Annotated in this window: 20 protein-coding genes and 2 pseudogenes; 10 read left to right on the top strand and 12 right to left on the bottom strand. The window is 66.7% G+C overall.

The genetic code is table 11. The features are described from left to right. Positions 1-435: 435 nt before the first annotated feature. Both ACFXI3_RS00340 and ACFXI3_RS00335 read right to left on the bottom strand, forming a co-directional pair. Positions 436-1,041 carry an integrase core domain-containing protein gene (locus ACFXI3_RS00340; RefSeq protein ID WP_378397111.1) on the bottom strand — a complete coding sequence of 202 codons (606 nt, stop codon included), beginning with the start codon at positions 1,039-1,041 and terminating at the stop codon, positions 436-438. Positions 1,042-1,350: 309 nt separating this feature from the next. Then, entirely contained in the window at positions 1,351-1,479 is a 129-nt protein-coding gene (locus tag ACFXI3_RS00335; protein ID WP_344286667.1) for a hypothetical protein, read from the bottom strand. Between the two features lie 129 nt (positions 1,480-1,608). Here ACFXI3_RS00335 and ACFXI3_RS00330 point away from each other — a divergent pair, with 129 nt between their 5' ends. After that, positions 1,609-1,746, top strand: coding sequence for a hypothetical protein (locus ACFXI3_RS00330; RefSeq protein ID WP_378397109.1), 138 nt, complete (start codon positions 1,609-1,611; stop codon positions 1,744-1,746). A 97-nt stretch (positions 1,747-1,843) separates the two neighbouring features. Here ACFXI3_RS00330 and ACFXI3_RS00325 read toward each other — a convergent pair whose 3' ends face one another. Beyond that, positions 1,844-2,080, bottom strand: coding sequence for a hypothetical protein (locus ACFXI3_RS00325; RefSeq protein WP_378397108.1), 237 nt, complete (start codon positions 2,078-2,080; stop codon positions 1,844-1,846). Between the two features lie 176 nt (positions 2,081-2,256). Between ACFXI3_RS00325 and ACFXI3_RS00320 the strand changes: the two genes are divergently transcribed. Beyond that, on the top strand, positions 2,257-2,697 hold the full coding sequence (locus ACFXI3_RS00320; protein WP_378397107.1) for a hypothetical protein: 441 nt from the start codon (positions 2,257-2,259) through the stop codon (positions 2,695-2,697). Here the strand turns inward: ACFXI3_RS00320 and ACFXI3_RS00315 are convergent. From ACFXI3_RS00315 to ACFXI3_RS00305, 3 genes are all read right to left on the bottom strand, one after another. Further along, positions 2,687-3,070, bottom strand: a complete 384-nt coding sequence (locus ACFXI3_RS00315) for a hypothetical protein (RefSeq protein ID WP_378397105.1) — start codon at positions 3,068-3,070, stop codon at positions 2,687-2,689. The two genes, ACFXI3_RS00320 and ACFXI3_RS00315, sit on opposite strands and share 11 nt — an antisense overlap. 252 nt (positions 3,071-3,322) lie before the next feature. Then, on the bottom strand, positions 3,323-3,529 hold the full coding sequence (locus ACFXI3_RS00310) for a hypothetical protein (protein ID WP_378397104.1): 207 nt from the start codon (positions 3,527-3,529) through the stop codon (positions 3,323-3,325). Between the two features lie 22 nt (positions 3,530-3,551). Beyond that, complete coding sequence (locus tag ACFXI3_RS00305) at positions 3,552-6,680, bottom strand: RHS repeat-associated core domain-containing protein (protein ID WP_378397103.1); 3,129 nt, start codon at positions 6,678-6,680, stop codon at positions 3,552-3,554. 1,092 nt (positions 6,681-7,772) lie between these two features. Here ACFXI3_RS00305 and ACFXI3_RS00300 point away from each other — a divergent pair. From ACFXI3_RS00300 to ACFXI3_RS00285, 4 genes and pseudogenes are all read left to right on the top strand, one after another. Further along, a pseudogene (locus ACFXI3_RS00300) lies at positions 7,773-7,968 on the top strand (DUF3072 domain-containing protein). Between the two features lie 346 nt (positions 7,969-8,314). Continuing rightward, positions 8,315-8,500: a CsbD family protein gene (locus ACFXI3_RS00295; RefSeq protein ID WP_378397101.1), complete on the top strand. Its 186-nt coding sequence runs from the start codon at positions 8,315-8,317 to the stop codon at positions 8,498-8,500. 106 nt (positions 8,501-8,606) lie between these two features. Then, positions 8,607-8,774, top strand: coding sequence for a hypothetical protein (locus tag ACFXI3_RS00290; RefSeq protein WP_378397099.1), 168 nt, complete (start codon positions 8,607-8,609; stop codon positions 8,772-8,774). A gap of 596 nt (positions 8,775-9,370) precedes the next feature. After that, a complete protein-coding gene (locus tag ACFXI3_RS00285; RefSeq protein WP_378397097.1) occupies positions 9,371-10,174 on the top strand; it encodes a GAF and ANTAR domain-containing protein in 804 nt (267 codons plus the stop codon). Between the two features lie 1,545 nt (positions 10,175-11,719). Here ACFXI3_RS00285 and ACFXI3_RS00280 read toward each other — a convergent pair. Next, on the bottom strand, positions 11,720-12,493 hold the full coding sequence (locus ACFXI3_RS00280) for a HEAT repeat domain-containing protein (RefSeq protein WP_378397096.1): 774 nt from the start codon (positions 12,491-12,493) through the stop codon (positions 11,720-11,722). 333 nt (positions 12,494-12,826) lie between these two features. Here ACFXI3_RS00280 and ACFXI3_RS00275 point away from each other — a divergent pair. Next, a pseudogene (locus tag ACFXI3_RS00275) lies at positions 12,827-13,117 on the top strand (DUF1295 domain-containing protein); the annotation flags it as partial. Here ACFXI3_RS00275 and ACFXI3_RS00270 read toward each other — a convergent pair. Together ACFXI3_RS00270 and ACFXI3_RS00265 are read right to left on the bottom strand one after the other, a co-directional pair. Continuing rightward, entirely contained in the window at positions 13,076-13,879 is an 804-nt protein-coding gene (locus tag ACFXI3_RS00270; RefSeq protein WP_378397095.1) for an ABC transporter permease, read from the bottom strand. The pseudogene ACFXI3_RS00275 and the gene ACFXI3_RS00270 overlap by 42 nt on opposite strands. After that, positions 13,876-14,838, bottom strand: a complete 963-nt coding sequence (locus tag ACFXI3_RS00265) for an ATP-binding cassette domain-containing protein (RefSeq protein WP_378397094.1) — start codon at positions 14,836-14,838, stop codon at positions 13,876-13,878. Before ACFXI3_RS00265 ends, ACFXI3_RS00270 begins: the two co-directional genes overlap by 4 nt. A 218-nt stretch (positions 14,839-15,056) precedes the next feature. Between ACFXI3_RS00265 and ACFXI3_RS00260 the strand changes: the two genes are divergently transcribed. Then, positions 15,057-15,794: a helix-turn-helix domain-containing protein gene (locus ACFXI3_RS00260; protein ID WP_378397093.1), complete on the top strand. Its 738-nt coding sequence runs from the start codon at positions 15,057-15,059 to the stop codon at positions 15,792-15,794. 383 nt (positions 15,795-16,177) lie between these two features. After that, positions 16,178-16,432 (top strand): hypothetical protein, encoded by a 255-nt coding sequence (locus ACFXI3_RS00255; protein WP_378397092.1) that lies wholly within the window; start codon positions 16,178-16,180, stop codon positions 16,430-16,432. A gap of 610 nt (positions 16,433-17,042) precedes the next feature. Here ACFXI3_RS00255 and ACFXI3_RS00250 read toward each other — a convergent pair. Together ACFXI3_RS00250 and ACFXI3_RS00245 are read right to left on the bottom strand one after the other, a co-directional pair. Then, complete coding sequence (locus ACFXI3_RS00250) at positions 17,043-18,497, bottom strand: ATP-binding protein (protein WP_378397091.1); 1,455 nt, start codon at positions 18,495-18,497, stop codon at positions 17,043-17,045. Then, positions 18,494-19,183, bottom strand: coding sequence for a response regulator (locus ACFXI3_RS00245; RefSeq protein WP_378397090.1), 690 nt, complete (start codon positions 19,181-19,183; stop codon positions 18,494-18,496). Before ACFXI3_RS00245 ends, ACFXI3_RS00250 begins: the two co-directional genes overlap by 4 nt. Before the next feature lie 652 nt (positions 19,184-19,835). On the opposite strand from ACFXI3_RS00245, the gene ACFXI3_RS00240 reads away from it, so the two are divergent. After that, complete coding sequence (locus tag ACFXI3_RS00240) at positions 19,836-21,482, top strand: hypothetical protein (RefSeq protein ID WP_378397089.1); 1,647 nt, start codon at positions 19,836-19,838, stop codon at positions 21,480-21,482. 634 nt (positions 21,483-22,116) lie between these two features. On the opposite strand, the gene ACFXI3_RS00235 is transcribed toward ACFXI3_RS00240, so the two are convergent. Further along, positions 22,117-22,866, bottom strand: coding sequence for a TetR/AcrR family transcriptional regulator (locus tag ACFXI3_RS00235; RefSeq protein ID WP_378397088.1), 750 nt, complete (start codon positions 22,864-22,866; stop codon positions 22,117-22,119). Positions 22,867-22,935 lie beyond the last annotated feature (69 nt).

Below are 22,935 nucleotides of genomic sequence, written 5' to 3'. Positions count from 1 at the left end.
AGGGCAATCGACCTCGCCAACCACACCTGAAATCGGAAGCTACGCAAAGCTAGCGCCTAAGTCGCATATTCGACCCCTTGACACGATGGGATGAAAACGCCGATCACGACCCACGGCGTCTCGATTTTGCGGTATCAAGCCGCACCAAAACGCATATTCGACACCGCACCCCTTGCCATAAAACGTGATCTCTTCATCAGATTTACGCTAGCTATTTTTCTGCACAACCCGGACGAGCGACCCGGCGGTCAAGGGGCGCAATTCTGCGATAAACGGTCGACCGGTGATCGGAGCCGGGTGCCCGGCGAGGTCGAGACGATGTCCTCGCACGCCCGGCCGAGGTACAGCGCAGGCGGCAGGTCGCGGACAAGACTCCGCCCTGTACCGCTTCAAAACTCGATGCGGGCCGATGACCAGCGGTAATGACGACTAGGTTCACGCGGCTCTTCGGTACTCGTTGATCACGCCGCCCAGCACGCGACGACGGCGGATCTGGGCATCCAGGTCCTGCAATACGGTCCGGTTTTCGTCGTTGGGCGCCCATTGCGCCCGCGACTGATGCGGGCGGTGTCCGTTGCAGTGGCCGACGTATTCGGTCAGGACGGTATGCGCATGCCGAGCGTGGTAGATCAGAAGTTGGTCAGTGCACTCGGTGCGGGCGGTGCGCACGAACCGTTCAGCGTAGCAATTCGCCCTCCGCGCCTGCGGCGGTGTCCTGACGATGTTCACGCCCCCGCCGCGGAACACCTCGCCGAACGCCGGCGTGAACTTGGCATCCCGATCTCGGACGAGGAAACGGAACGCACCGATCCGCTCTCCGAGGCCCGCGGCCAGATTGCGGGCGGCCTGCGCGACCCAGCCACCGGTTGGACGGGCTGTGACACCGAGAAGATGCACTCGGCGGGCGCGGATCTCCATCACGAACAGGACGTACAGCCGACGCAGGAAAATCGTGTCGATATGGAAGAAGTCGCAGGCCAATAGTCCGGCCGCCTGCGCGCGCAAGAAGGTTCGCCACGAGGTGTTCGCCTCACGCGGCACCGGACCGATCCGGCGGGCTCGCAAGATCCGCCGGATCGGTGGCTTCACCGGCACGATAGCCCAGCCGCACAAGTTCGCCACGAACCCGCCGGTATCCCCAACGGGGATTCTCCCGTCCGAGCCGAAGCACGATCTCGCGTACTTGTGCGCCGATCGGAGGCCGGCCAGACCGATTCGGACACCGCCACTTCCACGCGACCAGATGGCGATGCCAGGCCAACAAGGCACCCGGCGTGACGATCCGAGCCATCCTCACCTGCCGGGGAAGCAGCCGAGCCAGCGCGGCCAACAGCACCCGATCGGACCACGTCAACCGCGGCCGCTGACCTGCCTGCGCAACACCGCGACCTCGTGCCGAAGTACCAGCAGTTCAGCGGCCACTGCTGCGTCACCACGCGCGAGTACGCCCAGCCAACCGAACAGCCGGACCGTGATCAAGCAGAGAAGCCGAAAACACACGACCGCTGATCACGCCCGTTCCGGTCGAACCGACCAAACTGCAGGCCAGCGCATTCGACCAAGTTCTGACGCGGCACAGGGCACGGCCGGCTGGAACGCCGTGACGCGGTGATCCGCCGGGACGGCCGACGCGCGGCAGCGGCCTCGGCGGCGGTCCAGCTTCCCGGACCGGACGGCACGATCACCGCACAGCCCGCCGTAGCGGGCAAGGACGTACGCCCGACGATGACGGTGGTCGCGCCGTGAACGCGAGCCCACCGAGCACGAAGCCCCGGACATTCTCGGTCACCGCAGGCAATGCCGGTCGGGGCTCGGATACTGCCGCCGCGGGCCCGCCAGGTCGTCACGACCGCGTCGGCGAATTGCGCACGGCACGATCCGGCTTGGTTTCGGCCTCGATCTCGATCCGCAGCCAGGCAGCCGCGCGCACCCGGACCCGGACGGCGGCCTGCCGCTCTCGCGAAACGGAAATCTTCGCCAGCACCGCGACCGCGACACCGCCGGCCAGCGCGAGCACCACCACGACACCGACAGCGACCAGGACCACCAGCCACACCCCGCCTGAAGACAGCGCAGCCACGACATCCGCTCCTCGGCCGCCCGAGCATCAGAATCCCCGCCCCCAGCGCGACGGCCCTGCGCCGTGCCCGAGCCTACCGGCCCGGCCGGCCCGCGTCGTCGGCTTCTCGGGTGAGCGGCACCGCGTACGCAGGCCGCTTCCGCGATGCCGCGTCACAGGGAGAAGTGCTGCCTCCGATGAATAATGACCAGAAAGCGCGGATGCTCGTCCTGTGGTGCCCGAATTGGCCAGTGGTGGCGGGCGCGGCTGCGGGCCTGCGGGTGCAGGCTCCGGCGGCGGTGGTGCACCGTAACCGGGTAGCGGCCTGTTCGGCTGGCGCACGGTCCGCCGGCGTGCGGCGCGGCATGCGCCGGCGCGAGGCCCAGTCCCGCTGCCCGGAACTGACGGTCTTCGGCCACGACCCCGACCGGGACGGGCGCCGGTTCGAATCCGTCGCGAGCGCGGTCGAATCCGTCGCGCCCGCCTGGATCGAAGTCAAAGCGGGCACGCACACGAAGAGGGTGCTGCCTCGGGAGGGAGCACGGGGGCCAAGGGGCGAACGCTCTGCGTCTGAAGAGGAAGAAGATCCACGAGGCTACTGGCGACGGCACGGTTCTCCACACCGGATCAGCTGGTGAGGTCGTTGTACGTGTCCCAGGCGGCGATCCGCGGCGAAACAGGCAGGCGGTGGGTCCCAGCAGCCGCCGTGACCGACAGGCTCGTCACCCGCTCGGCCGCGCGCCCGCCGACGACGAGGAACCACTGGCCCACGGTCAAGATGTCGCGGTCCACGGTTTGCACGACAACGCCCGTAATCGTGAACCGGCCGTGCGGCGCTTGCTCGAAAGTCGCAGCAACTACGTACCCGTGGCCGAAACCGTCGACTACGTCATGAACGACGTCGCGGTCGTCGCCGACGTCCAGGATTTCGCGTCGTTCGGTCGTGTGCACCGTCTTCTCCGGTTCCAACGACGACTCGACGAACAGCGAGCCGACCATGAACGTCTTCACGCTCGGAGAGAGCACCGCTGCGCCGCCGCAGCGGAGACCGGCGACAGGGCGTTCGCAATCCGCGGTCCAGCCGGCGATGATCAAAAAACGAATCCGCGCTGATGCGCAGGTTGTGGCCGGATGCCAGTGTGTCCGACGGCGAACTGGCGCAGCGACTCGCAGCGCCGTTGCGCGTACTCCCGAAATGCGTGGCTGCCTCCCAGGACAAGTCCGAGGCGGCAGCCACGCAAGCGGCAGAGGTGATGTTGAGGTCTATTTCGAAGGAGGGGATCCACGAGCCTTATAAAGCCCGACTCCTCCGAACGCCGTCAACAGGCCGGCGAAGCTTCCGATCCCCACCGCCAACCACGACGGACCGCTACTCAACACCAGGGCGGTGACAAGCAGCACGACAGCCGCCACAAGAAGCAGCGCATAAAAGCGCTTTCCTCGTTTTTGATGTTCACGTTCTTCTTTCAACTACTTCATTCCCTCTCGCAACTCAACGTCGAAAGGCCTTGTAAATACCGCCCACACCCGGAAGCAGGCCAGAGGTCACACCCCCCAGCCCGTCGGCAGAGATGTCCTTCGAGTTGGATCCCCCCAATTTCGAGCCCAATGCGGCTCCGGCACCGCCGACGAGCCCGCCAAGCACAGCTGCGCCTGCTGCGCAGCCGAGTCCGGCGGTGACAGGGCATGATGCGAGAACAAGGGCACCGCCGATCGCCGCGCCAGCATAACCGAAGATCGTTGCGAGCTGGGTGGAGAAGATCGAACTTCCGGTGGGGTCGCTGTGGTTGACGGGGTCGTTCTGTGCGTAGGCGTAGTGGTTGGTTTCCTGTCCGGTGGGGTCGGGGGTGAGGAATCGGCCCCAGCCGGGGAAGTACCAGCGGTAGCCCAGCAGCATGTCGACACCGTACTGGTATTGGCCGAGGTAGTGGAACGGGTTGTCTCCGGCGTTGGGTCCGGTGGCGGTGGCGCCGCCGTAGGGGTCGTAACGGTAGGTGGCGGAGACGGTGCCAGCGGTGGAAATCAAGGCGGTAATGCTGCCCTGGTAGTCGGTGACGACGTTGTAGCGCGCGCCGGCCCCGGTCTTCTCGGTGACGATCGCTCCCTTCGGGTCGCGGGCGAGGCTGGTGCGGGCGCCGTTGTGCAGGGCTTGGGTCATGCCGAGCGCGGTGGTGGTGAACCGGTCGGTCGTGGTCCCGCCGCTGGTGGTGTATCTGAGTTCGTGGGGTTGGGTTTGGTCGAGGGTGTCGTAGCTGGCGGCGAAGCTGTTGCCGGCGGCGTCGTCGCCGGACACGAATTGGCCGGTGTCGTTGTAGTTGTTGGTTTCGGTGGGGTTGGTGGCGCCGGTGAGGTTGCCGGCGGTGTCGTAGCTTCGGGTGCGGCCGTCGTTGACGAGCTGGTCGGCGGCGTTGTAGGTGAAGCTCGACGCGCCGAGTTTGGTCATGTTGCCGGCGTTGTCGTAGGTGTAGCTGGTGGCGCCGGCGGTTTTCAGGCGTTGCAGGGCGTCGTAGGCGTAGTTGGTGGTGCCGGTGGCGTCGGTTTTGGACTGCATCTGGTCGGAATCCGCGCCGCCGGAGCGGGTGTAGTTGTAGGTGGTTTGCAGCAGCTGGGTTCCCGCGCTGTTCTTGACGGTCAGGCTGGTCTGGCGGCCGGAGTTGTCGTAGGCGTTGGTCTGCGTTCCGGCGCCGGGCCAGGTGGTGCTGGTGCGGCGGTCGGCATTGTCGTAGCCGAAGGTCGTGGTCTGCCCGAACGGGTCCGCGAGCGAGGTGAGCCGGTTCGCCGCGTCGTAGCCGTAGGTGATGGCCCCGCCGGGGTCGGCAGCGGAGGTGAGGTTGCCGGCGAGGTCGTAGCCGTAGGCGAGGTGCTCGTCGGGGCTGGTGTCGTCGCTGCGGGTGTCGGACAGCAGCTGGCCGCCGGTGTCGTAGGCGAAGGCGTGGGTCGCGGTGGCGGTGTCGCGGCGGATGAGACCGCCGTTGTTGTCGTAGGCGGCGGCCTGCAGCACGACGCCGTCGCGGTGGCGGGTGACGGACACGACGCGGTCGAGTTTGTCGTAGCCGTAGTCCAGCCGGATCCCGCGCCCGTCGGTCACCGAAGAGACGCGCGAAAGGGAGTCGTAGGTGTAGTGCGTCGCGCCGAGCGGGGTCGGCGGGGTGACGGTGGTGAGGTTTCCGGCGTTGTCGTAGCTGTAGGAGGTGAGGTGGCCGTTGCCGTCGACGCTGGTGGAGACCTGCCCGAACGGCTGGGTGTAGGTCAGGGTCTGCAGGTCGGCGTTCAACCCGTCGGAGTGGATCTTCGTGATGTTCCCGGCGTTGTCGTAGTTGCGGGAGATCTTGTCCCCGGCCGGGTTGGTGACGGTGGTGGGCAGGTGCGGGTGGGCGGCGTCGGTGTAGCCGACGCTGGTTTTCGCGCCGGTCGGCAGTTGGGTGCCGATGAGGTTGTTGAGCGGGTCGTAGCTGTTGGTGGTGTTGTTGTTCAGCCCGTCGGTCGTGGTCTGGACGTCGCTGTTGGCGGTCCAGGACGCTTTCTGCTCGTGGCCGAGCGCGTCGGTGGCCGAGGTCTGGCGGCCCTGGCTGTCGTACTTGTAGGTCGCCGAGTGCGCGTTCGGGTCGGTTTCGGTGGTCTGCCCGCTGCCGTAGCCGAACGTCGTCTTGACCTGCCCGGCCTGGCGGGAGAACTTCACTTCGGTGACCCGGTGCGAGGCGTCGTAGGCGAAGCTGTACGTGGTGCCGTTCGGGTCCTGGATCGACGCGAGGTCGCCGGTGGGCGTCCAGCTCAGGTGCATCGACGTGCCGGAGCGATCGGTGAAGTCGGTCAGCTGGGACGCGGTGTTGTACCGGTAGGTCGCCGCCGCGGTGCCGGTCGGGTCGGTGATCGCCGAAACCAGGCCATTGCTGTAGCCGAAGGTCGTGACCCGGCCCTGCGTGTCGGTGATCGACGCTGTGGTGCCGTCGGAGTTGTAGCGCGGGGTGACGGTGTTGCCATTGCGGTCGGCCTCCGACAGCAGCCACCCCGCCGGACTGAACGTCCATCGCTCGTTGGAACTGTCGAAGATCAGGCTGTACTTGCCGTCGGAGCCCTTGCTCAGTTCGGCGTGCACCCCGGGAGCCGGGGTGTAGCTGCCGTCGGTCTTGCGCGTGAAGGTGGCGCAGTAGCCCGAATCGCCGTGCAGGACCACGTCGCTGCCGTTGAAGGTCAGGCCGACGTCCTGGCCGTGGCTGAGCGTCCAGCCGGTGCCGAAGCTGCCGTTGCCCGGGCGCTGGTTGTTGTACACCTGCGACAGAGACAGGTTTTCGCCGGTGCCCTTGACCGTCAGCTGCCGTTGCGTGACGGTCAGGTTCCCGTCGTGGGTGTTGACCAGCGCTTCCATCCGGTCGGAGATTTTGAACCGCTCCAACGGATACTGCGGCAGCAACCCGGTTTCCTGTGCCCCGCACGCCGACACCGCGGACACGGACGCGCCCGGCCGGTAGCCCGGCCGCCACGCTGCGGTCGGCGGCTGCCCTCCGGTCGGGGTTTTGTTCACGGTCGACGGTGGCGTCCACACCGTGCTTGGCGGAGCCACTGTGCGCGGCGCGGCGGACGCCGCGTGCGGTACAGCGACCACCAGCGCCCCCAAGGTCACGGCGGAAACCGCCAACGCAGATCTGTGCCTCATATTCTTCCCCTCGAACGAAATGAGTGCAGCACGAACCGCGCCGGAAACAACCGGCCCGAGGTCTACAGGCCATGCACGACACCAGACGGCGCGGCGGAACACGATCATGCAAACGGCTACATCGCCGACGACACTTGCTTCGTGACAACAAAGAGCCCGAAAAGTCCGAAACAATCCTTCATGTCACCCCAGTGGCGCAATGACAGTGGACTAGACCTATCCGGTCGGTAAAACACCCACGAGGCGTGTTGCCCTTGACATGACTGCGGATTCCATAGCCAGCAAGAGACTTCGCTGCCGTCGTCGAGGTATTTGCCTGCGATGCGCACCGAATCCGACGCTCGGCGGATTCGGTCGACGGCCGTGGAGGGGCGGGAGGGCCGCGCGGACGCCTGAGCTCGGACCGGACGACCCGTGACTGGGCCCGGCAAACCTTGCCGCGGCACCAGCCCGGCCGTCCGCGACGGGGACAGCGTTGCCGCAGCGGACTCGCGCTCACGGCAAGGAAACCGGTCCGCGCGACGCGATCCGCTTGGCGAACGCCAGTCAGGCCTGTGATGCCCGGGTCCGGCCGTGACCCGCAATGGCGACGCGCGCGACTGAAGGATGCTTCTGCGCACGGACGGCGCGCCGTCACCCTTGCCTGGCCCGCGGAGACGTCACCGGAGGCCCGGCAAGGTTGCGAGACGGGCATCGACGCCATCGTTCGTGACGGCCATGCCCTGCCGGACCGGCAACGATCGCGATTCCGCCCGCTGGGGAACGAGACCCTCCGGGCCGGGGCGCGATCCACGCGTGGATCGCGAGAAGCCCGCTCTGAAGGACTGCGAGCACCCAGGTCGGCCAGCGCGGCATCCGCACTGCGGCGGCGCGTCAGGCTGGTCGCACGCTGTCGAACTGTCGGTCCAGACAGAACTCGGCAAAAGCGACCGTGCGATGGGCCGGTCGGCAGACGTTCGCCCGGTCAGCGGGTCGCTCCGGGCAGGGCCCGATCTGCGCCAGGCAGATCTGAGAGGTATTTTCGAAGAAATAGAACAAGAGTTCGCATGGAGAATGAGGATGGATCAGGTCCAGCCCAACCCGGGGAAAGATCCCGACGACTGGACGACCGGCGACGAACCGATGACCGGGCCGCAGCGGTCGTACCTGGAGAGCACTCGCGCAGGAAGCAGGCGAAACAGTCCCGGACAGCCTGTCGAAGGCCCGTGCGACCCGCCTGATCGACCAGTTGCAGGAACGCACCGGCCGCGACTGAACCCCGGCGGGCGATTGCCGCCGCGCGCGGGCCGGATCCGCTGCGATCGCACTCGGCAGCGCCGTCTCCCCTCGTGGCGGCACGGACCGCCCCGTTTCGGTTCCGGCTTTGTGCCGCACCGTGAATGACGCCTCGCCGCACCCGGACTGCTCGACCGCGCCGCCTTACCACGTGCACCCCACCGCAACTGCCGCGTCCGCCGGGCGACTCAGTCTCCTCCCCTGCGTCCGCCCGAGGTGTCCTGCGACACGGTGCCGTCCCGGGAAGCGAGGTTTCGCGGCCTCAGCGACGGGGGATACCCCGGTTGCCGGGGCCGTCCGAGGTTCCGTGACGAAAGGACTCTGTGATGAGTGTCGGCGACAAGGCGCAGAACAAAGCGGAAGAACTCAAGGGCAAGGCCAAGGAATCCGTCGGCAAGGCGACCGGCAACGAGCAGTGGGAAGCCGAGGGCAAGACCGAGCAAGGCACCGGCAATCTGAAGCAAGCAGGCGAAAAGGTCAAGGACGCCGCCAAGGACGTCCTCGGCGACTGACGCCCGGTTCCCGGCCCACGGGTCGTCGCGTCGGCACGCACGGAGGCCCCGACGCTGTCGGCAGCGCAGCCGCTGCGCATCCCGCTGCATCGAGAAGGAGAAGAACATGCTGGCACTGCTGGGTTTGCTGCTGGTGATCTGGGTGGCCTGCATCGTGATCGGAATCGCGGTGAAAGGACTGTTCTGGCTGCTGATCGTCGGCGCGGTCCTGTTCGTCGCCACCGCGGTGATCGGGTTCGTGAAGCGCGCGGCACTCGGGAGCGGCAAACACTGACCCCTCCCCCGCGCAACGGTGCCGAGGCCAAGAAGCGCACCCGCTGCGGGGCAAACCGCACGTCGGCGCTTCCTGCGGATCTCCGACGGCGGCCGGGCACAACGCCGGCAGGACGCCGCTCTGCGCGCCATAGCCGCGACGAGCGGCGTCCTTGCGCGAACACTCGGCTGTGCGACGACCAGGACGATTCCGGACCGGACAGCGTTGCCGTGCATCTGGCACGTCGGCACGTAGCCCGCGCCGGAAACCTCTGATCGCGACCATCCGCAGCTACCGCACCGCGCCCCCGAAGCCGGCCGCTGGCAGGATCAAACCGCCGCCGCCTGGGACGCCCCCGGCCCGGCAACGGTCGCCAGAACGCCCGCAGCGAACCCTTCGCTGCCCCGCGCCGCTCGACCGACGACCGTGACAAGAGCCGGCCGACATTTCCCCCGCATCCGACGCGATCCGGTACGAACAGGAGCGCCGCTGCCGGCCACGCACCGCACTCGTCCGGTAACGGCGTATCGAGAGCGCCGGGCTGGCCGATCGATCGGCCATTCCGCCCGCGTAGAGTCACGGCGGACCTGCAGTCGGACGGCGACAAGGAGCGTGGAATGGCGGAGGCCGACTGGGAAGCGGATCGGGTCGCGTTCTCCGCGAAACCGCCCGGCGACGACTGGGATCGGTGCGACGTGGCCGCCGACGGGCCGCTGGCGCGGGGGTTCGGCGCGCTCGCGGCTGTCCTGCTCGACGCCGGCACCCTGCACGAGGCGATGGAGCGGGTGGTGTCCGCCGCGCTGCGGGTCGTTCCGGGCGCGGAGTTGGCCAGCATCACGCTGCGCTCGGCCGACGGCGGGTTCCACACCCCGGTCCACACGGATGAGCACGCCGAGGAACTGGACCGGATTCAGTACCAGACCGGCGAAGGACCGTGCGTGGAATGCGCGCGCCGCGAACGACCCGGCCACGCTCTCACCGGCAACCTCGCAGCCTCCGAGGCGTTCCCCGAATTCGGGGCCCGTGCGGCGAAACTCGGATTCGGTTCCCTGCTGGCCGTGACCCTGCTGCCGGACCGCAAGTCCGATCTGCCGCCCGGCGCGATCAACCTCTACAGCCGCCGGACCGGCGCTTTCGACGACGCCGCCGTCGACAGTGCGCTCGTCCTGGCCTCCCACGCGTCGCTCGCGCTCGTCGGCTCCGCCGCACACACCGCGTCCGCGCTCAAGGAAGCACAGCTTGCGCGCGCCATCGACAGCCGGGATCTGATCGGCCAGGCCAAGGGCATCCTCATGAACCGCCGCGGGATCTCCGCCGACGAAGCATTCGACATCCTGCGCCGCACGTCCCAAGACCTCAACGTCAAACTCGTCGACCTCGCCCGCACCCTGAGCGAGCGGCACCAAGAACTCGGTGCCTGAGCCCTCGCACGCCGTCGCGAGCCGCCGCCCGGCAACGGTTTGTGTGAAGCATCCGCGAACGGGTAATCGGGCATTCAGGGCGGGGCCTGTCAGCGCGCCGGCACCCCAGCCTCAGGTTCCGCCGGTCCAGACCAGCGGCCGGCGGAACCGCCCGGACAGGAAGACGCACGCCGACCGCCGCGGCACCGGGCCCGAGGATCGCGATCCGGCGTGCAGACGGCGACGCCGGAGGAGCCCAGCCTGCCCCATCAGCGGCAGCGGGCACGGATTCCCGCAGCAGCGCCTAGGCACCACTCGATCGTTAAGCTCCCGCCACACGGCGATGGGAGGGCAACTCGCGGCCCTCGTAAGCGAAGCGTCCTCGACCGCCCATTCAACTGACCCGTCTTGCGGAGCACGTCCTCGCCGTGCTCCTCGCCAACACTCAGGTTGACATCTTCGACCTCTCCAACCGACAACCAAGCACAGACCGTCCTGGCCACCCCGGCTCTCGACAACACGTCCGCACCGCGAGACAACGCGGATGCGCATGAATGCGCAACGCGCATTCATGCGCATTTCCCTGGAGAAAAACTGGAGCAGGGCCACGGTTCCAACGACGCCGAACCGCGTTGAACCGCGCCCAGGTGCGGTCAACTGCAGCTGCGACCCCGCAGGTTCTCGATAACCGCAGTTCAGGGACACGCCCCGACCATACTGGCAGTGAGGGGGCCAGGAGTTCGAGTCCCCCTTAGCTCCACCGTGACAAAACACCGCCTTGCCGGATCCAACGGTCCAGGCAGGGCGGTTTTTTTTGCGCCGACACACCTTGAGTTTTGGCCGCCGAACTTCAGTCACCGTTCAGTAGCTGGAGCAATACTGGAGCAGCCCCTGACCCCATTTCGGGCCAGGCGCAGGTTCTGCTCCAGAACATTTCTCCGATCGGGTGATTGCCGTGAAGGTCTTTCGGCACGACAAGCTTATGATCGGGTCCTGCTGACATGCGAAACGACTGTCTTGTTGTCACTGGTCTTCCAAGTCAGTGACGTCGGGCAGCCCGAGCCGTCCTTGCCGATGGCGGTCAAGGCGGCACTGTCGGCGTAGGTCACCTCCCGCCACGGCTCGCCTGCATTGTCGTAAGTCGTGGCGGCGAGCACGGTGTTCCGAGCTTCGTGGTCAGTGCCCGGCCCACGCTGCCGTAGGCGTCGACGGCGGTTCGCACGGCGTCGGCTGCAGCGGCCGAGACCTCGTCGGATCCCCCCGAAGTCCCATCCAGCATTCGGTAGCGAGGCCCGGCGCCGTTGTTCTCCCCGCACGGGCGGCGCGGTCCGTCAGGAAAAGCATTCCGCGTCTGTCGCGACGCGCCGCCGCGATCGCGGTCACACACGCGACCGACCATTGGCGTTGGCCTCCGACACGACGACAACGCTGCCACGCGCTGGCCCGGCAGCCCGTGCGGAGCCGCAGCGAGCACCTGTTCCGCGCGGGTTCCAGCGTTGTGACCGCGTCCGCCCACAGGACGAGTACAGGTCAGAGCCGCTGCATGCGTCAACCGAGGCGGGTCAATCAGATCGTGAGATCTCCCGGCCATGTTCGCTTTAAAGGTGGGATCTCGCCCTGGAGAATTCTTGCCCATTCGCGTTGATCGCGGGACGATTTGGGACTGTGCTCTCGCAGTGTCTCGAACTCGCCGAACGAGCCGAGTGCTCGCGCTGCGGCGATCCTGGTTTCGCGAAGCTGGTCGTCCTGGAGTAGTTCGACCAGCAACTGCCGGACGGGGTGTTGGCGCGCCTCTTCGCGCAGTCCCCCGTTGCCAAGTCGGCGGACAGCATCCGCTCCGAAGGTGCGGACATTAGGTGATTTGTCCTTCAACGCGTTCGCCAGGGGATGAAGTGCGTACACCTCGCCAGAGTCGCCCAGGCCTATTGTCGCTTTCATTCGCACAGCAGTGGGGTAATTCCTGAGTATTTTGTCGTACTGGCCTACGGGGCCGAGTTTCCGGAGTCGACTGAAGCCGAATTGATATCTTGTTACTATCGGTGCCCAAATCGCGCTTCTTGCCGCACTGCTCGACGGATTTTCGACCGCCGTGACATGCCCGTCCGGGACGAGGTCGAGCAAAGGGTCCGAATCACGGTCGCGATCGCGTTCCACCAGAACTCTCAATGCCAGGGTGAGCACTTTTCCGGAACGTATTTCGCGTCGCAACGACTTGAATATCGCCTCGTCGACCCCTGCTCCTTCTGCCTTAACGAGCGCCACTGACATTGACGCGGCCCGCGAGTCGGGAGATTTCAATATGTCCTTGAAATAGCCGTATACGTCCAGCTTGTCTTGCATTCCCGATCTCCCTGGCCCGTCAACTTCTCCGCACTGCCCGTCGTTGAGATTACAGCAGCTTGTGAACTTTGCCGTTCTCGCGCCCCGCAGGTTTCAGCCGCGTCTGGCGCTCAGACACCCGAGGCCGGCGCCGACGGCCCGGTAAGCCCAGTTCAGCGAGCCCATTCCGTTCCAGATCGCGACTGTGCGCGAAACACATGTACCAATGTACGACCGACAGAAGAGCCGCGTGTTAATCCACGCGCGATAGCGGTAGTCCACAAGGTAATTGATCACGTATCCCGTATACCTTAAGCCCCAGGTTAAGGCCTTGTCGCTCGTGCGTTTGACCCAGGGCTCTTCCGCTTTTCCCGCCACCCCAACTTCTTCTTCGAACAAGCGCAGTGGTGGCTGGTGTTCCTGCTCGGCGTCTCCGCGGCGGGCGCGGTCACCTGGACGATCGCCGGCGCGGTCCTGCTGACCGCCCTGTTCATCGGCTCGACGATCTTCACCGAGAGCATCACCCTCGGCCGCTATCCGGAGTACGCGGACTACCAGCGACCCACGACTCAGTTCGACCTGAAATACCGACCACGAAGACGCTCATTTGGTGGGCTCGCGGTTGTAGAGCTTCTTGGCCCATAGGTAGCCGCCCAGGGCGATCAGGGCGCACCAACCGACGGTCAGCATTGCGCTGTTGTCGATCGGGGTGCCCATCAGCTGCCCGCGCAGGCATTCGATGAACGGGGTGAACGGCTGGTACTCGGCGAACCACTTCAGCCCGGCGGGCATCGAGTCGGCGGGGACGAACCCGCTGCCCAGCATGGGCAGGATCATCAGCGGCGTCAGCATGTTGCTCGCGGTGGCGACGCTCTTGGCGACCATGGCCAGTGCGACCGACAGCCAGGTGAGCGCGAGGATGATCATTACGAGCACGCCGAGCGCGCCGAGCCATGCGCCGAAGTCTGCGGTCGGCTCGAAACCCACCAGCAGCGCGACCCCGATGACAGCAGCGATACTCAGCAGGGTCTGGATCAGGCTGCCCAGCACATGACCGGTGAGCACCGAGACCCGGGCGATGGCCATGGTGCGGAACCGGGCGACGATGCCCTCGGTCATGTCGATGGCTACCGAGATCGCCGTGCCCTGGGCCGCGGTCGCCACAGTCATCAGGATGACGCCCGGGACGACGTAGTTCGCGTAAGCATCCCGGCCGCCCGACGGCCCGCCGAGTCCACTGCCGAGGATGCCGCCGAGAACGTAGACGAACAGCAGCAGGAAGACCACCGGAACCCCGGCGGCGGTCAGGATAAGCGTCGGATAACGCAGCATGTGCCGCAACTGGCGGCGCAACATGGTCGCCGAGTCGGCAAAGGCGTGGGAGACAGTGCTGAAAACGGCACTCATCGGGCAGGCTCCTGTTCCGTGACCGGGTTTCCCGTCAGGGCGAAGAAGACGTCGTCGAGGTCGGGGGTGTGGACCTGGAGTTCGTCCACGGTGAGCGCGGCTCGGTCGAGCCAGTCCAGCAGTTCGCGCAACGACCGGACATCGCCTTGGCTGGGGATCTGCAGGGTGCACGCCTCATCGTTGCGGGACAACACGTCCAGCGTCCGGGCCGCGTGGTCGTAACCGCGCGGGTCGGCGAACCGCAGGGTGACATGGCCGCCGCCGACCTGCCGCTTGAGCTCCTCGGGCGAGCCCTCCGCCACCAGCTTTCCCCGGTGCAGCACCGCGATCCGGTCGGCGAGCTGGTCGGCCTCCTCCAGGTACTGGGTGGTGAGGAAGATCGTCACTCCCTCGCCGGTCACCAGTCCGCGGATGATCTCCCATATGGTCCGCCTGCTGCGCGGGTCCAGCCCGGTGGTCGGCTCGTCGAGGAAGATCACGCGAGGCCGGCCGACCAGCGTCATCGCGAGGTCCAGGCGGCGGCGCATCCCACCGGAATACGTCGCCGCGGGCTTCCGGGCCGCGTCCACGAGATCGAGCCGCTGCAGCAGGTCAGCTGCACACTGCCGCCGTTCCCGGCGGGGAAGGCGGTTCAGGTCGGCCATCAACAGAAGGTTCTCCTCGCCGGCGAGGAAGCCGTCCACCGCCGAGAACTGGCCGGTGACACCGATCGCGGCACGCACCGCGTCCGGATCCCGCACCACGTCATGGCCGGCGACCCGCATCTCGCCGGCGTCGGCGCGGATGAGCGTGGACAGGATCTGCACCACGGTGGTCTTGCCCGCTCCGTTCGGACCGAGCAACGCGAAGACCGACCCCGCGGGGATGTCGAGGTCGATGCCGTCGAGCACGACGTGGTCGCCGTACGCCTTGCGTATCGAGGTCGCTGCAAGCGCGGGTCGACCGAGATCAGTAGTCATGGGCTTCGCTCCCCGTTGGTGAGATCCAGTGTCAGTGAGAACCTTCACGATTTGGCGAAAGTTACGTTGCATACACAAGATCGTCAATCTAATCTTTGTGAAGCAACGGCATAATCCCAGTTAGAAGTGGGTAAATCGTTGCGTGATCTATGCTGGCTAATGCAACTGCGCTCTCGTTGCATTAAGCTGGACACGACGCCGACAGCGGAGGCCGCCCGATGCCTGGTGACAGACTCACCCTCCAGGACCGACAGCAGATCGCCGCAGGACTGCGCGAGGAGCTGACCTACGCCGCCATCGGCCGCCGCATCGGACGGCCGACCTCCACCGTCACCCGTGAGGTGATGCACAACGGCGGACCGCGCGGCTACCGCGCCGAGGCGGCCCACCGGGCCAGCACACGACGTGCGCGTCAGCGCGGGACCAGTGCGCCAACACCGTCACCGGGCAGGGCCGACCTCGGCGGGCGCGATCCACGGCTCGTGGACGAGGTGGACGCGCAGAGCATGGAACTGATGATTCAGGCAGGACTCCCGCAGATGATGGCCAGGGTGCTCGGCGCGCTGTTCACCACTGACAGCGGCAGCCTCACCTCCGCGGAACTCGTGCGACGCCTGCGCGTCAGCCCCGCCTCCATCTCCAAGGCCATCGGATACCTGGAGAACCAGGCACTCGTCAAACGTGAACGCGATCCCCACAGTCGCGCCGAACGCTACGCCATCGACGACGACGTAGCATTCCAGTCCATCATGGCCAGCGCGCGCAACCAAACCCGGATCGCCGAAGCTTGCAAGATCGCAGCCCAGAAACTCGGCACCGCCACCCCCGCCGGCACTCGACTGGAAAACACGAGCGAGTTCCTCCTCCACGTCATCGACGACCTGGTCCGCTCAGTCCAGCACTGGCACAAGATCTACTCCGCCCACCCTCGGCAGACGTCCGAAACCGACGACTGAACAGATCCCGTTGACCACAGGTCTCGCCACGTCGCTTCCGTCGCGATATCAAGCATCCGCTTGATAGGCCTTACCGCCGAGACAGCTTCCGCGCAAGAATCATCGTTCTCGCGCGCAGGCGGCCACAACATTGTCACGTGATCAGGAAAGAGACGCCACTCGGCTCGCCAGGGCCAATTGATCCTGTTCGCCTGCCTCGAGCATTCGCCTGCAACCCGGGCGGCAGGCTGCTGCGCGAACACCGCCTTCGGGCTGTGGCAGGGCTCCGGCACGATGTGGCCTGTCATGACCAAGGGGCACTAGCGCCGTCCTGCCGGACCACGATCCCAAGTTGACTTCCTGCCGCAAGCGCTTCTTCTTGCACGCCATAAGAAGGAGCTGAAATGGGGCCAGGGGCCAGCATCCACGAAGCGGCATCCTTGCCGATTCTCGTCGTGTCCGGCCTGCCGATCGTTGTGTACGTGGTCTTGGTCGCAGTAACGGCACTTACGGCGATCCGCACAAACGACAAAGACCGCCGCGAGGAGGCCTTCACAGTCTTGAGAATGCTCCTGCCGGGAGGTCGCCGCCGCAAGCAGGCCGCGACAATGGAGCGTTTGACCTTTTGCGCCGTCGGCGTCCTGGCCGGCCCACGCTGAGAGCCGATCTTGCGATCCTGTCCCGGATTCTGGAGCGCAGCAACCTCGTCGCACCAGCAATCAAGCAAGTGATCGAGCAGTGCAGGACACAGGCGCCGCACGTGCGGTCAATCGGGCTTAAAACCACGTCACGGTTTAAATTGCCCGTGCGCACACGGAACGTACAGATGACGGACTCGTCCGAATCGCCTAAGACGACTTCTCAAATGCCCGGCGATGGCGTCCGCGAGTTTTGACCGCACTTGTTCGTGGATTCTGAACGCACATGTTGATCGCCTGTCATGATCAATGTCGCTGAGTTTCAACCGCGCTATGGCGTTCCTCGCGGTCAAGCCTGACCGCCGCTCGATGCCCTGGTGCTTGCCTCGTTGCGGACCACCAGATTGCCAGTGGCGGAGTCACCGACGGCAGCGCAGAAGTGGAACAGGTTATCGCGCTGTCAATCGGTGAATACCGTGCTCCTGTAGGCGCGCTATGCGGCATGTGCGGACGATTGGTCGATCGCCGTCTTGTCGACCACCTCGCGTCCCATCAGCAGATACCGCACCCGGTTGCAGCGTTCCCACGCACGTCCCGATGGCGTGCTTCGACAGCTGCGCACCCAGTGACATCACCCTGGTTGGCCCGCCACACGCCGTGGGAGCGTCAAGGTGAAGACGGCACCGCCGTCGTTGTGCGCAGTGAGGTCACCGCCGTGGACCAGCGCATTCTCCCTGGCGATGGACAGTCCTAGCCCGCTTCCCTCCGTCTCCCGGCGCGCCTGATCGCCCCGGACGAACCGGTCGAACAGGATGGGGAGCAGGTCCTCGGGGATGCCCGGGCCGGAGTCGGAAACCGCGATCGCGACGTCGGCGGCGGTGCCGTGGATCGACACGGTGACCGGGGTCCGGCCGTGCCGGACGGCGTTGACCAGGAGGTTGCACACGATGGCGTGGACGCGGCGCGGATCGGCGACCACGGTCGTGTCGCCGGTGCCCGTGGCCCGGACCTCCGTGCCCGGCACGCTGACCTCGATCGCGTCCTCCACCAGTTCGGGCAGATCGACCGGTTCGGGGAGGAAGTCCGTGGACCCGGCGTCGAAACGGGAGATCTCCATCAGGTCCTCGACGAGTTTCGCCAGCCGCCGGGCCTGTGTCGCGAGCAGCCGCTTCGCCCGGGTCCGGGTCTCGTGGCTAGCGCTGTCGAGGGTGTCGGCTGTGGCGACCAGCGAGGAGACCGGGGTCCTCAGGTCGTGGGCCACGTCGGCGACGAACCGCTGTTGCTGGCGGTCCTTGGCGCGTAGTTCCCCGACCGACTCGCTGACGCGCTGCGCCATGGAGTTGAAGGACGCGGCGAGGTCGGCGAGTTCGTCCCGGCCCTTGACCGGCACGCGCACGTCGAAGGTGCCCTCGCCCAGTTCACGGGCGGCGGAGGCGACCCGGCGGACCGGGCGCTGGATGTACCGGGCGGCGAGCAGGGCGGCTCCGACACCGAAAACGGCGACGCCGAGGGCGAGACAGGCCAGCTTCCGCCGTTGTGCGGCCAGGTTCTGTTCGAGCGGGGTGAGGTCGAAGAACTGCACCATCCAGTAGGTGACGAAGTTTCCGCTGACCACGAGGACGTCCCGGCCGGTCGCCGGGTCAACGGTGCTCGCCGTCAGCAGGTCCGCCGGCTTGCCAGTGCGGACCAAGACCCTGTTCGCGACCGAGGCCACGACGCTTTCCCGGTCGGAAACGCGGATCGGAACCGGTTTCGGGGCCCACCAGAGGTTGTGCGCGCCGTAGTCCACCAGCTCGGCGGAGCCGTCGGGTCTCTTGGTGAACAGTGCCCACTCCGTCGTCCTGCCATCCATCGCACGCGCGAAATCCGTCACGGTGCCGTTGCCCGCCATCGCTTGTTCGAGTACCGGCCATGTCTTGTCGAAAAGGGCGCTGACCGACGATTGCGCGGCGAAGGTGAATCCGGCGATCGCGTCGTCTTCCTGCAGCTTGGTCGCTGCGAAGGCCATCACCGCGGTCGCCGTCGTCGTCACCAGCACGACCGCCGCCGTGATCCGCACCCGGAGACCGAAGGCCGGCAGCTTCACGGGTTCACCAGCCGGTAGCCGAGCCCGCGCACCGTCCGCAGCACCACCGGATTCGCCGGGTCGTCCTCGATCTTCGCCCGCAGCCGGGCGACCGCCGCGTCGACGATCCGCGAGTCGCCGACGTAGCCGTAGTCCCACACTCGCTTCAGCAGCGCCTGCCTGCTGAGAACCTGGTTCGGCCGCTCGGCGAACTCGACGAGCAGCCGGATCTCGGTGGCTGTGAGCGCGATTTCGGCACCGTCTCGGGTCACGCTCATCGCCCCGACGTCGATCTCCAGGCTTCCCGCCCGCAGCAGGCCCGCCGACGGACCCGCGGCGGTGACCGCGCGACGGCCGACCGCCTTGATCCGCGCGTCGATCACCCGCGGTTCCGCGGGTTTGACCACGTAGTCGTCGGCACCGCATTCCAGCCCGACCACGATGTCGATCGGGTCACCGCGAGCGGTCAGCAGGATCAGCGGCAGCCTGCTCCTGGCGCGGATCCGGCGGCAAACCTCGAAGCCGTCCATCCCGGGCAGCATGACGTCGAGCAGCACGAAGTCGAATTCGAGCCGGTCGGTGAACAGCGCCTCCAGCGCTCGTTCCCCGGTCGGCGCCGCGACGACGTCGTGCCCGAGCGCTTCCAGCGCCAGCGTGAGTGCTTCGGCCAATGCCCGGTCGTCCTCGACGAGCAGGAGTCGCGGCATAGGGCCCCTCCAAAGATCAAGTTCGTGTCCGATTCTAGGGACGCTGGGGCGCGTGCGCGGTGAATTCGTGCGCAACCGTGGCGGTGTCGTGCGGTTTCGTTACAAACATCTGCGTTCTCGGGTTCAAGGCTCCAGGCAGTCCCTGTCACTTCGCCGGTGGCGCTGACTTCGACGCATGCCCGTCCGAACCGGACGTCGCCACGGCCTTGCCGAGGCTCTGCGTGCGAAGGCATTCCTGGCGTACGTCACGACGCGAGCGGCTCGGTCACAGAACCGTGCGGAATGGTCGATCTTCGATCGCGGCAGGCACATGATCCGTTCCTAGCCTGGACTCCGAGAGATTCCTTGAAGAGCTGAGCGATGACGACCTTGCTGCCAGGACCAGTGCGGGCGCTGCGGCCGGGCGGTATGGAGCGGTCGTCGCATACGGTGCGCGAGCCGTATCCAGCCCATCGGGGAAACCGGCCGCGCTCGTGAATTAGTTCGGGAACCGGAATTCGATTCGAAACGTAAGGGCTAATCTTCTATGGATACCGCTGTATCCGTTGCACCTGCCGCGGTCAATGCCGCCCGCGATTCGAAGGCGACGAGAACTCGCTGGAATCTGACAGTCGTTGCGGGCTCGGCGTTACTCATCGCGGTGTTGGGGTACTTGACGCGCTGGATCTGCGACGACGCGTTGATCTTCACTCGTGCGGTGGAGCAGATCCTCGCCGGAAACGGACCTGTCTACCAGATCGGCGAGCGGGCGGAGACGTCAACCAGCGCACTCTGGCAGTGGCTGCTCGCGCTGGCCGGATTCCTCTTCGGACAGCCGGATACCTCGACGATCTCGTGGGTGCTCGGCCTTGTGCTCACCGCGGCCGGGTTCGGCCTCGCGGTCGATGCCACGCGGCGGCTGCACAGCCGACGCCACGCGACAGTGCTGCTGCCCTGTGGCGTCCTCGTGCTGCTGGGATTGCGGCCCGTCTGGGAGTACGCCACCTCCGGCCTGGAGACCGGGCTCAACACATTCTGGATGGCGGCCAGCTGGTGGCTTCTCGTACGGCTGCGCGAGCGGGGCTCGACGAAAGCAGTCTTGTTCGCGGCCTTCACGATCGGCCTCGGCCCGCTGGTACGGCCGGACCAGGCACTGGTTGCCGCGGTGTTCCTCGCCGCGTTGTGGTTGACAGTCCGGCCCGGCTGGCGCTTGACCCTGGGTGCCGTCGGCACCGCGGCCACCCTGCCGGTCGCCTATGAGATCTTTCGGATGGGCTTCTACGGCATCGTCGTTCCGATGCCCGCGCTCACCAAGAACGCGGGCGAGTCGATGTGGACGCGCGGATTCGCCTACGCCGCGGATTTCGCCGGTCCCTATCTGTTGTGGCTGCCGCTGGCCGTGGTCATGGTCGTGTCCGCCGGGCTGCTGCATCGGCTGGGCGGCAGGCGCACCGATCTGATGGTGGCGCTCGCCCCGGTAGTGGCGGGTGCGCTGCACCTGGCGTACGTAGTGAAGGTCGGCGGAGACTACATGCACGCGCGCATGGCGCTACCGGCCCTGTTCCTCATCCTGCTGCCTGTCCTGGTGGTCTCCCGTTCGAAGAACGCGGGCGTAGCCGCGGTGATCGTGGTGGTCTGGGCGTCCCTCTGCGCGGGCTTGTGCCGGTATCCGGCGGTGGACGGCTCCGTGCACGGCATCGACGACGAGCGCGCGTACTACGTCGCCTGGACCGGCAGCTCGCATCCCACGGATTCCGCGACCTACGTTCAGCAGCTCCAGAGACTGAAGAACGTCGTGACGGCCGAGGCCGTTTCGGGGCATCGATCACTGATTTACCACGGTTTGGGCCCAGGCAACGACATCATCACCACGCCCATGCGCACGGGTATTGCGGAGAAGGCCATGGTCGTCGGCGTGTACCTCGGCACGGCCGGGATGCTCGCGCCCACTGACGTCGGGATCGTCGATTTCTGGGGCCTGGCCAACCCGATCGGTGCCCGGTTCGAATTCCCGACGGTGAAACCGGGACACTCGAAACCCCTCGGCAACGCCTGGCTGCTCGCCGACTACGCCGCCCCGGCGACACCGCCCCACCCCTCGGGAAACTTCGCGGTATCCGGCACCGTCACCTCGGAACAGGTGATCGCGGCGCGGCACGCACTCAGCTGCGGGGACCTCGCCGAGATCCAGCAATCCGCACGAGAACCGTTGACGTTCAAGCGCTTCTGGGACAACCTGACCGGCGCATGGCACCGGACCCGGGTCACCATTCCCCCGGACCCCTTCGAGGCCGAGCGAAAATTCTGCGGACGACCGTGAACCAGGAATCAGCACCTGGCCACCGCCAACGAGTCCTCAGCGACACCTCGGTGTCAGCCATGAGCACACCCGCCGATCTGCCTGCCCCGCACGACAACCCCAATAGCGCAGCAAACGCTCGCCTGACGACGATCATCCACTGCGCGAACACACGGCAATCGGCAATAGCTGACGTCCAGTCGCTGTCGCCGTGGTCGGTCCGCCGCGCACGGCGGCGCGGCGATTCGCCCCGCGAGGCGGGCCAACACGCACAAGGCCGTGCCACCCACACAGTGGCAAGCGCCTCCGGCAAGTGACACCTATCGCCTGTAGCCGCAAGCGTTGGCATGGCGGCTTCGACACCGCAGTTGTCGCCGACTGGCCAAGCTAGTTGTCGCCAGTCGCATCCGCGCCCTGACGTTCACGACATGGTGGGGGCGGCCGCGCTCGGGTTCATCGGCGCTTGCGGGGCAACTGAGGCGGCCAGCTCGTGACGTCTCGACGTGACGATCGCTGATGCCGCGGCGAGTGCGAGCGGCTCCGGTGACGTCCGTTCGCCGTCGACGAGAGCGTGGCCGGGTCGGCAAGCAGGCTGTGTTCGCGTGCGGGATGTCCCTGGGGATCGGGCGCTGCGCGAGCGCGGCCGGAAACGCGGCTATTTGCCGTTCACGAATGACTCGATGCCGTCGATGACGCGCTGGAGGCCGAATTCGAAGGCGTGTTCGGCGTCGTGGACGCCGTTGTAGTGGGTGGTCGCGGCGGTGCCGACGCGGATCGCCAAGGCGTAGCGCCGGGGGTCGAGCAGCCGTTCCAGGCGGGGGGCGAGGGTGGACCACCACTGGTCGTCGCCGTGTTCGGCGTGCGCGGCGAATTTCCTCCTCTCGACGAGGTTCGCGGTCGCGCCGTGGACGTATTCCAGGACGAGGGTCAGCACCGAGTCCATCTCGACGTCGGTCAGCCCGATCTCGGCGACGGCGCCCAGTTCGGCGTTGTATTTGGCGATCACGCCGGGTCCCAGGGGCGGTCGCCGGGGGAACAGCGGCAGCAGCCAGGGGTGGCGCTCGAACAGCGCGCGGTTGGCGCGGGCGACCTGCTCCAGCCGGGCACGCCAGCGACCGCGGCCTCCGTCGTCGTACCGGATCTCGGCGCTGACCCGGTCGACCATGATGTCGAGCATCTCGGTCTTGCCGGGCACGTACCGGTACAGCGACATCGTGCCGACGCCGAGCCGGTCGGCGACCCGGCGCATCGACAGGTTGTCCAGCCCGTCGGCGTCGGCGAGTTCGATCGCGGCCGACACGACCCGGTCGAGGCTGAGCTCGGGTTTGCGGCCGAGGCCGGAATGGGGCCGCGCGTCCCACAGCAGCTCGAGCGTGCGTACCGGGTCACCGGCGGACGTGGCCATGGGCGTCCTCCCTTGTTTGCGTGTACTGTACGCACAGAGTTCGCGTATGGTGTACCCAAATGGAGGTCT

The sequence above is a fragment of the Amycolatopsis sp. NPDC059235 genome, from assembly GCF_042754125.1.
Taxonomy (GTDB): domain Bacteria; phylum Actinomycetota; class Actinomycetes; order Mycobacteriales; family Pseudonocardiaceae; genus Amycolatopsis; species Amycolatopsis albidoflava.
Note: the sequence above shows the minus strand (reverse complement) of the source record. Positions and strands in the feature narration are given on the sequence as shown.